This window comes from Nocardioides sp., from assembly GCF_036401255.1.
GTDB lineage: Bacteria > Actinomycetota > Actinomycetes > Propionibacteriales > Nocardioidaceae > Nocardioides.
Window position 1 is genome coordinate 1 of record NZ_DASWVI010000435.1, and the last position, 9586, is coordinate 9586.

General features: G+C 71.4%; 10 protein-coding genes. 8 read left to right on the forward strand and 2 right to left on the reverse strand.

Annotated elements, in window-relative coordinates:
* Nucleotides 1–159: 159 nt before the first annotated feature.
* The 8 genes from tsf to VGD85_RS19930 all read left to right on the forward strand — a co-directional run bounded on the left by tsf (nt 160) and on the right by VGD85_RS19930 (nt 7062).
* Entirely contained in the window at nt 160–972 is an 813-nt protein-coding gene (tsf, locus tag VGD85_RS19895; protein WP_331065167.1) for a translation elongation factor Ts, read from the forward strand.
* 104 nt (nt 973–1076) lie between these two features.
* Nucleotides 1077–1790: a UMP kinase gene (gene pyrH, locus VGD85_RS19900; RefSeq protein ID WP_331065168.1), complete on the forward strand. Its 714-nt coding sequence runs from the start codon at nt 1077–1079 to the stop codon at nt 1788–1790.
* Between the two features lie 48 nt (nt 1791–1838).
* Nucleotides 1839–2393 (forward strand): ribosome recycling factor, encoded by a 555-nt coding sequence (gene frr, locus VGD85_RS19905; RefSeq protein WP_331065176.1) that lies wholly within the window; start codon nt 1839–1841, stop codon nt 2391–2393.
* A 14-nt stretch (nt 2394–2407) separates the two neighbouring features.
* Nucleotides 2408–3310, forward strand: coding sequence for a phosphatidate cytidylyltransferase (locus VGD85_RS19910; RefSeq protein WP_331065169.1), 903 nt, complete (start codon nt 2408–2410; stop codon nt 3308–3310).
* A gap of 87 nt (nt 3311–3397) precedes the next feature.
* Nucleotides 3398–3778: a hypothetical protein gene (locus VGD85_RS19915; protein ID WP_331065170.1), complete on the forward strand. Its 381-nt coding sequence runs from the start codon at nt 3398–3400 to the stop codon at nt 3776–3778.
* A gap of 55 nt (nt 3779–3833) precedes the next feature.
* On the forward strand, nt 3834–4958 hold the full coding sequence (gene rlmN, locus VGD85_RS19920; RefSeq protein ID WP_331065171.1) for a 23S rRNA (adenine(2503)-C(2))-methyltransferase RlmN: 1125 nt from the start codon (nt 3834–3836) through the stop codon (nt 4956–4958).
* The gene (locus VGD85_RS19925) at nt 4955–5758 is read left to right on the forward strand and encodes a GNAT family N-acetyltransferase (RefSeq protein WP_331065172.1); all 804 of its coding nucleotides are present in this window, start codon (nt 4955–4957) and stop codon (nt 5756–5758) included. Before rlmN ends, VGD85_RS19925 begins: the two co-directional genes overlap by 4 nt.
* Nucleotides 5759–5880: 122 nt before the next feature.
* Nucleotides 5881–7062: a glycosyltransferase family 1 protein gene (locus tag VGD85_RS19930; RefSeq protein ID WP_331065173.1), complete on the forward strand. Its 1182-nt coding sequence runs from the start codon at nt 5881–5883 to the stop codon at nt 7060–7062.
* A 4-nt stretch (nt 7063–7066) separates the two neighbouring features.
* On the opposite strand, the gene VGD85_RS19935 is transcribed toward VGD85_RS19930, so the two are convergent.
* On the reverse strand, nt 7067–8701 hold the full coding sequence (locus tag VGD85_RS19935) for a TIGR03767 family metallophosphoesterase (protein ID WP_331065174.1): 1635 nt from the start codon (nt 8699–8701) through the stop codon (nt 7067–7069).
* Between the two features lie 27 nt (nt 8702–8728).
* On the reverse strand, nt 8729–9586 hold an 858-nt coding region (locus VGD85_RS19940), incomplete at its 5' end, for a Rossmann fold nucleotide-binding protein (protein ID WP_331065175.1).

Sequence of the window (9586 nt, forward strand, 5' to 3'; positions counted from 1 at the left end):
CGCCGAGGCGACCGAGGCCGCCGCTGCCGCGACCGACGAGCCGGCCGCCGAGCCTGCCGCCGAGCCGGCCGCCGAGACCACCGAGGCCTGATCCGGCCCGTCCGGTCACCTGATCACTGGCCACCCGTTCACTGGGAAACACTTCGAGGAAGAAGGACCATGGCGAACATCTCCGCCGCCGACGTCAAGAAGCTCCGCGAGCTCACCGGCGCCGGCATGATGGACTGCAAGAAGGCGCTCGAGGAGTCCGAGGGCGACTTCGAGAAGGCCGCCGAGCTGATCCGCATCAAGCTCGGCAAGAAGATGGCCGAGCGGGGTGCCGAGCGCGAGGCCTCGGCCGGCCTGGTCGCCACCTCCGGGGGCGCGCTGGTCGAGCTCAACTGCGAGACCGACTTCGTGGCCAAGGGTGACGACTTCGTCGCCGCCGCCCAGCAGATCGCCGACGCAGCGAACGAGGCGAAGGCCGGCGACGCCGAGAGCCTGAAGGCCGTCAAGCTCGGCGACAAGACCGTCGGTGAGGTCGTCGAGAACCTCGCGATCACGATCGGCGAGAAGATCGAGCTCGGCCGGGTGGCCTACTTCGACGGCCCGGTCGTGGCCTACATGCACAAGCGGGCCGCCGACCTGCCGCCCGCGGTGGGCGTGCTCGTCGAGTACGACGGTGCCGAGGCCGGCGCGCGCGGTGCCGCGATGCAGATCGCGGCGATGCGCCCGCAGTACCTCACCCGCGACGAGGTCCCGGCGGACAAGGTCGCCAAGGAGCGCGAGATCGCCGAGGCGACCTCGCGCGAGGAGGGCAAGCCCGAGCAGGCGATCGCGAAGATCACCGAGGGCCGGCTCAACGGCTTCTTCAAGGACGTCGTGCTGCTCGAGCAGCCCTCGGTGACCGAGAGCAAGAAGACCGTGAAGGCCGTGCTCGACGAGGCCGGCACCACCGTGAAGCGATTCGCCCGTTTCGAGGTCGGCGCGTAACTCGATAGGTTCTAGCAAGACATACGCGAGGAGGCCGGTTCGATGGCAGCGATCCTGATCATCGGACCGGCCTTCTCCTGTCCCGCCCCACGAAGGAGCCGTCCGTGACCGGATACAAGCGCGTCCTGCTCAAGCTGTCCGGCGAGATGTTCGGCGGCGGCAAGGTCGGCGTCGACCCCGATGTCGTCCAGACCGTCGCGCGCGAGATCGCCGCGGTCGTCAAGGCCGGCGTGCAGATCGCGGTCGTGACCGGCGGCGGCAACTTCTTCCGGGGTGCCGAGCTCCAGCAGCGCGGCATGGACCGGGTCCGGGCCGACTACATGGGCATGCTCGGCATCGTGATGAACTGCCTGGCCCTGCAGGACTTCCTCGAGAAGCTCGGCGTCGAGACCCGGGTCCAGACGGCGATCACGATGGGACAGGTCGCCGAGCCGTACATCCCGCGCCGGGCGATCCGGCACATGGAGAAGGGCCGCGTCGTGATCTTCGGGGCCGGCATGGGCATGCCGTTCTTCTCCACCGACACCGTGGCCGTGCAGCGGGCCCTCGAGAGCCGGTGCGACGTGGTCCTCGTGGCCAAGAACGGCGTCGACGGGGTCTACACCGCCGACCCGCACCAGGACCCGACCGCGACGAAGTTCGACGACCTCACCTACGACGAGGCGATCGCCCGCGGCCTGAGGATCATGGACCAGACCGCGTTCGCGCTCTGCGGGGAGAACAAGCTGCCCATGGTCGTGTTCGGCATGGAGCCGGAGGGCAACATCCTGCGCGTCGTGCAGGGTGAGAGGATTGGCACGCTCGTCACCGCGGGCTGAGCGGTCCTACCCACGAGCACCGACCCAGCGACACTAGGAGCACCCGTGATCAACGACATCCTCAACGAGGCCGACGGCAAGATGGACAAGTCGGTCGAGGCGACGCGCGAGGAGTTCGCGGCGATCCGCGCCGGCCGGGTGAGCCCGAGCATGTTCAACAAGATCGTGGTCGACTACTACGGCTCCCCGACCCCGCTGCAGCAGCTCGCGTCGTTCACCGCACCCGAGGCGCGGATCATCCTGATCGCGCCCTTCGACCAGGGCGCCATGCACAACATCTTGAAGGCGATCCGCGACTCCGACCTCGGCGTCAACCCCGCCGACGACGGCAAGGTGATCCGCTGCGTGTTCCCGGAGCTCACCGAGGAGCGCCGCAAGGAGTACATCAAGGTCGCTCGCCACAAGGCCGAGGAGGGCCGGGTCGCCGTCCGCAACCTGCGCCGGACCGCCAAGCAGCACCTCGAGAAGCTCGAGAAGGACGGCGAGGTCGGCCAGGACGACGTCACCGGCGCGGAGAAGCGCCTGGACGGCATGACCAAGAAGCACACCGACACCATCGACGAGCTGCTCAAGCACAAGGAGGCCGAGCTGCTCGAGGTCTGAGCGGCCGGAACCTCATGCCCGACGCCCCGTCTGCGATGCCTCCGGCCGCGCCGGCCCCCGTCCCGCCTCCCGCCAAGGACCACGGCCGGGCCGGCCGTGACCTGCGCGCCGCCGTCGCGTCCGCGGTCGTCCTGCTGAGCGCCATCGCCCTGTCGCTGCTGTTCTGGAAGACCGCGTTCATGCTGATCGTCGCGACGGCGGTCGTCGTCGCGATCTGGGAGCTGCACCGCGGCTTCCGCGCCAAGGGCATCGACCTGCCCGAGCAGCCGCTGATGGTCGGTGGTGTCGTCATGGTCGCCGTCACGTACGTCTGGGGCGCGCCCGCTTTGGTGACCGCCACCGCGGTGACGGCGCTGGTGATCATGCTGTGGCTGCTCCAGCGCGGGGTCGACGGTTATGTCCAGAACGCCACCGCGTCGGTGTTCACGCTCGTCTATGTGCCCTTCCTCGGGTCGTTCGTGACGCTGCTGCTCGCCGAGGGCGGGGGCGCCAACGCCGCGGGCTTCGACGACGCCGGGGTGCAGGGGATCGTCGCGTTCGTGCTCGTGACGGTCGCCTCGGACACGGGGGGGTACGCCGCGGGCGTGCTGTTCGGCAAGCACCCGATGGCGCCGGTCATCTCGCCGAAGAAGTCCTGGGAGGGCTTCGCCGGCTCGGTCGCCTTCTGTCTCCTCGCCGGCTGGGCCCTGGTCGTCTACCTCCTCGACGGCGACTGGTGGGTGGGTCTGCTCCTCGGCCTGATCACGGTCGTGATGGCAACGCTCGGCGACCTGTGCGAGTCGGTCATCAAGCGCGACCTCGGCATCAAGGACATGAGCCAGGTGATCCCGGGGCACGGCGGCCTGATGGACCGGATCGACTCGCTGCTCGCCACGATCGCCCCGATCTGGCTGCTGCTCCACTACCTCGTCTACTGATGCTCCACCTGGTGCGGCACCGGAGCGCTCGGAATCGCTCGGCATGCCGGACGTCATCGCTGTCGATCCGGCCGTAGAGTCGCCTTGATGTCGACCGACGCTGACGAGACGGGTCACCCCGTCGACGCGACCCCGGAGCCGGCGCCCGCCGAGGAGCGGGTGCCGGACTGGTGGCACCGCGACCACCCGACGTTCACCTCGCTCATGGGGTTCTTCACGGGTCTGGCGTTCGTGATCGTCGTCCCCGGCCTGTTCGCCGCGATCCTGGGCTGGATCTTCGACTACCACACCGCCGAGGACCTGTTCCCGCTCGTCCTGGTGACGCTGGCCGTCCCTCTGGGGCTGGTGATCGCGCCTCGGACCCGGCGCTTCGGCAAGTACATGCTGGTCGGGATGGGTGTCACGGCGCTCGTCGTCGGAGGCGTCAGCGCGATCGTGCTGTGGTACCTAGTGACCTACCAGAGCTGACGGCCCGGCCGACGAATCGCCGGGGCGCTCGCCCGGATGGGATGATCGGGGTCTGATGTCCGAGCGCACCCCTCTGCCCCTGGTCTTCGACGAGCCGCGCGGCCGCAAGAAGCCGCCGCGGCACCTGGCCGACCTCGCGCCGGACGAGCGGGCGGCGTACGCGAAGGAGCTCGGTCTGCCGGGCTTCCGCGTCAAGCAGGTCGCCACCCACTACTTCTCCCGGCTCGTCGACGACCCCGAGGAGATGACCGACCTCCCGGCCGCGCAGCGCGCGGAGCTCGTCGCCGAGCTGCTGCCGCCGCTGATGACGCCGCTTCGCACGATGGAGGCCGACCGCGGCACCACCCGCAAGACGCTGTGGCGGCTCTTCGACGGCGCGCTCGTCGAGTCCGTCCTGATGCGCTACCCCGACCGGGCGACCATGTGCGTCTCCAGCCAGGCGGGGTGCGGCATGGCCTGCCCGTTCTGCGCGACCGGCCAGGGCGGTCTGCAGCGCAACATGTCGACCGCCGAGATCGTCGAGCAGGTCCTCGCCGGCGCACGGGCGCTGGCCCGCGGCGAGGTCCCCGGCGGCCCGGGCCGTGTCTCCAACGTCGTCTTCATGGGGATGGGGGAGCCGCTGGCCAACTACAAGGCCGTGATCGGGGCCGTACGCCGGCTGACCGACCCGGCCCCGGACGGCCTCGGCATGAGCGCTCGGGGCGTGACCGTCTCGACCGTGGGTCTGGTCCCGCGGATGCGCCAGCTCGCCGACGAGGGCATCCCGGTCACGCTCGCGCTGTCGCTGCACGCGCCCGACGACGAGCTGCGCAACGAGCTGGTGCCGATCAACACGCGCTTCTCGGTCGCGGAGACGGTCGACGCCGCGTGGAACTACGCGGCCACGACCAAGCGCCGCGTCTCCATCGAGTACGCCATGATGCGCGGCATCAACGACCAGGCCTGGCGCGCGGACCTGCTCGCCGACGTGCTCCAGCAGCGCGGCGACTGGGGCTGGGTCCACGTCAACCTGATCCCGCTCAACCCGACGCCCGGGTCGAAGTGGACCGCCTCCGACCCGGCCGACGAGCGGGAGTTCGTCCGCCGGCTCGAGGCCAAGGGCATCCCCACGACCGTCCGCGACACCCGTGGCCGCGAGATCGACGGCGCGTGCGGCCAGCTGGCGGCCACCGAGGCATGAGCCCGGGGCCCGCGGAGGTGATGGCCGCGAGCGCGGCCTGGGTGTGGCTGCCCGACTTCGCGACGCGGGTCGAGACCGACGAGTACCTCCTCGTCCGCTACCCCGACTGGTTCGAGGAGCCCTTGATGCTCACGCGGCTGCGACCGCGCCGGCCGGTGGACGTCGTGATCGACGAGGCCCTGGAGCGTGCCGCCGAGCTCGGACCGACCAGCGTGCTCTGCTGGGTCCCACCCGACGCCGACCCTGCCCTCGAGTCGTTGCTCGCGGAGCGAGGAGCGCCCGCCCACACGGTGGACGTCCTCGCGCGTGATCTCCGGCCACAGCCGCCCGTGGGTCGGCCCGGTTCGACTCCGCCGGGCGACCTCGAGCTCAGCTGGGTGGTCGACGTCGCGGCGCTGCGCGACTTCGAGCAGGTGGCCGCGGAGGTCTTCGGCGGCACCGTCCCGCCCGGCGACCACCTCGAGCGGGAGGCCGCCCGGGCTGCCCTCGACTTCGCCACCGGCGCCGCGGGCCGGCTGGTCGCCCGTCGGGACGGGCTGCCGGTGGGGTCGGCCGGGCTCACGGTGACCGACGGGGTGGCCCGGCTGTGGGGCGGTGCCGTGCGCGAGCAGCACCGCGGTCGTGGCGTCTACCGCGCCCTGCTCCACGAGCGGCTGGCCTGGGGCGTCGAGCACGGCGCGCGTCTCGCGCTCGTCAAGGGCAGGGTCGAGACCTCGGCCCCGATCCTGCGCCGGATGGGTTTCGCGGCGTACGGACAGGAGCGCTCCTACCGCCTGCCCGTGCCCCGGAACGCCGGCTGACCCACGAGGTCCGCCCGGGCGCCACGCGGGATTCATGCGACGTTCGCGTCGACCTCGACACCCGTTCCGGGGCGCTCGGCATGGTCCGACACGGAAGACCACCGCCTCGAAAAGGACGCGACATGCGACTGCGTCGACTCCGCTCCAACCTCGTCGAGCTTCCGCAGGCCCCGAGCGACCGGCTCCGCGTGCTGGTCGTCTCCGAGTCGTTCCTGCCCCAGGTCAACGGCGTCACCAACTCCGTACGCCGCGTGCTCGAGCACCTCGCCGCCGAGGGACACAGCGCCGAGCTGGTCGCCCCGACCGGGCCGACGGCGTACGCCGGGTTCGCCGTGACCCGGGCGCGTGGCGCGAGCCTGCCGTTCTACCGCGACTTCCGGATCGGTCTGGAGAGCCGGGCCCGGCTCCGTGCGGTCATGCTCAGGTTCCGCCCGGACATCGTCCACGTCGCCTCGCCGGCGACCCTCGGCCACCAGGCCGTGCGCGCCGCCGAGGAGCTGGGCATCCCGACGGTCGCGATCTACCAGACCGACCTCGTCGGCTTCGCCCAGCGGTACGACATCGCCGGCGGGCCCCGGGCGATGGCCTACCTGACCCGACGCATCCACCAGGGCGTCGATCGCACGCTCGCGCCGTCCTCGACCAGCCTCCGCCAGCTGGCCGACCTCGGCATCCACGCGACGGCGCTGTGGCCGCGCGGCGTCGACCTCGAGCAGTTCCACCCCGTGCACCGCTCGGCGCAGCTGCGCCGGGACCTCGGTGGCGACGGTCGGCTGCTGGTCGGATACGTCGGCCGCCTGGCCGCCGAGAAGGAGCTGGACCTGCTGACCTGTCTCGCCGACGACCCGCGCTACCGGCTCGTACTCGTGGGTGGCGGGCCCGAGGAGCAGCGGCTGCGCTCGCTCCTCCCGGACGCGAGGTTCCTCGGCGTCCTGCACGGTGAGGACCTCGGGCGTGCCTACGCCTCGCTCGACGTGTTCGTGCACACCGGCCGCCACGAGACCTACTGCCAGTCCGCCCAGGAGGCGCTGGCCTCGGGGGTGCCGGTGGTCGCGCCGCGAGCCGGTGGTCCGGTCGACGTCGTCGCCGACGGCGTGGCGGGCTTCCTCTACGAGCCCGGCAGCCGGGCGGAGCTGATGACGTACGTCGACACGCTCGCCTCGGACCGGCTGTTCCGCCGCCGGATGGGCCTGGCGGCGCGCCGCAGCGTCGCCGGACGGTCGTGGCAGGGCGTCAACGCGGCATTGGTCGATCACTACCGCGACGTGATCGCGGCGCGGTCCTCCCGGCGCCGCGCCGCCTGAACACCTAGCCCAGCGGCGGGAACTTCGGCCGCGGGAGCACCAGCTCGACGTTGCGGGCGTTGCGGGCGCCGCGGCGGTCGTGGTAGCGCTCCTGCCAGTCGTTGGCGGCGAGCTCCCGCGAGAGCGCGGCCAGCTGCAGCGGGTCGTCGAGCTGGCTCGCGTCCCAGGTCGCCGGGGCGGCGTGGTCGAGCATCGTGCAGAAGATCGACAGGGTGCCGTCCTTGTTGTTCGCGATCTCGATGATGCGGCCCTGCTGCGGCCAGTCGATGTGGGAGGCGGTGTTGATCTCCCAGAACCCGTTGACGACCTTGCCGTCCTGCTTGCGCTTGTGCGCCTTGATGTTGTTGGTGTGCGTGTGGCCGTTGACCCACGCGATCACGTTGTCGTGCTCGAGCAGCTCCGCCACGAGGGCCTTCCCGAGGACGCGCGGCCCGGGGTCGACGTCGCCGGTCAGGTCGTTGACCATGCTCCACGACGGGTGGTGGCTGGAGAAGACCAGCAGCTTGCGCTGCGACGTGGCCAGGATCTCCTTGATCCACGCGAACTGCTTGCGGCTCAAGGAGCCCTCGTCGCCGCCGTTGGCGTTGACGGTGTCCATTACCACGAACCGCACCCGGCCCTGGTCGAAGGTGTAGTACGCCGTCCCGTCCGCGCGGTTCTGCTCGGTGTAGCCGTGGCCGACCGGCAGGCCGGTCGTCGTGAAGTGCTCCTCGACGATCTCGGCGGTGCTGAGCTGACGGCGGTCGGGGTCGGGGGTGACGGTGCGGCTCTTGACCCCGACGGTCTTCTTGTCGCCGGTCGCCCGGGCCAGGTCGCTCGGTGTGGGGTGGTTGTTGCCCTGGACGAGCTTGTCGTGGTTGCCCATCACGCTGAACCACGGCAGGTCCAGGCCGGTCGCCTCGAACGGCGCCCGAGCCTTGTCGAGCAGGCCGGGGATCGTCGGGAACCCGTACTTCGCGCGGGCGTCGTCGTCGGTCTTGCCGTCGGGGGTGCCCTCCGGGTGCCAGAACATCACGTCGTACAGCGACGGGTCGAGGGAGTCGGCGACGCTCTCGGTCTTGGTGTGGTCGCCGGAGTCCGGCTGGATCGTGCCGCCGTCGAGGACGTCGATGTTCCAGCGCACCTCGTTGTACTGCGCGTTGTCGGCGTTGTCGCCGGTCTGCAGGGTGAACGCGATCGTCCGCCCGGTGGCGGGGCCGGTCCGCACCGCGTTGATGCCCTGGACCATCGCCTCGGCCACGTGCAGGCTCAAGAACTCCTGCGGACGGTACGCCGACTTGCTGAACGCCTCGGCGTTCTCGACGCGCATGGGCGACTCGGTGTCGACGATGTGCACGTCGCTGATCTGGGTGAACGCCACCAGCGGCCGGCGACGCGCGACGCGACCGCCCTTGGCCGCGGCGCCGAGGCCGGTGCGCACCTGCCAGGCCTCGCCGGCGGCGGTGACGACGGGGCGGTAGCCGCCGGGCCCCTCCGGGCCGCGGACGAGGACCGTGGAACGGGTGGCGACGCGAGCCGCGCGAGCGGCGGGCCCGGTGCCGGCGACGGCCTCGGCGGACAGGCCACCGAGTCCGCCCAGAGCGGCGGCGCCACCGACGACGGCGGCGGATCGGAAGAGGTCGCGGCGAGAGATCTGCACCGCGTCAATCTAGGCTCCGCCTCGGGTTCACGTCCCCGAAACGAAGAGGTTCGCGGCCTCCTCCCAGGAGTCGACGAGGTGCACGTGCTGCTCCATCGGCCGGCCCCGGGCGAGGCGGCTCAGCAGCGGCCAGGCCGGCAGCTCCTCGGTCCAGTAGCGCGCCCCCACGAGCACCATGGGGGCGACCGAGGACTCGTCGGCGTAGTAGTTCTCGCACCCGTCCTGGAAGATCTCCTGCACGGTGCCGCCGGCGCCCGGCAGGAACACGATGCCGGCGTCGCAGATCTCGAGCAGCGTCGCCTCGCGCGTGGAGTTGCGGAAGTACTTCGCGATCGCGGTCGCGAAGACGTTCGGAGGCTCGTGCCCGTAGTGCCAGGTGGGGATCCCGAGCGACTCGACGCCGTCCGGGAACCGGGCGAGGACCTCGAAGGCGCGTTCGGCCCAGGCTCCGATCGAGGGCCGGTACGACGGGACCGCGGTCAGCATCGACAGCGCCTCCTCCAGCGCGTCGGGCCGGTGCGCCAGCCAGGCGCCGAGGTTCGCCGCCTCCATCGCTCCCGGTCCGCCCCCGGTCGCGACCACGCGGGTCGCACCGAGCGCGGAGCCCAGTCGGGCGGCCTCGGCGAACGTCGGGTCGCCGCGATCCGCCGCGTGCCGGCCCATCACGCCGACCAGGTGGCGGCCCTCGATCCAGGACTCCAGCGCGAGGTCGATCGCGTGGTCGTGGAGTGCGCGGGCCAGGGCCTTCTCGCGGGTCGACGGCCGTTGCGACCAGGCGTAGGCGCGCGCGTCGAGCGACCCGGGGTAGTCGAGGTCGTCGTACAGCTCCTCCGGCGTGTAGAGCGCCTCCCGTGCCGTGTCGACGGGCGTCTCCGGTGTCGCCGG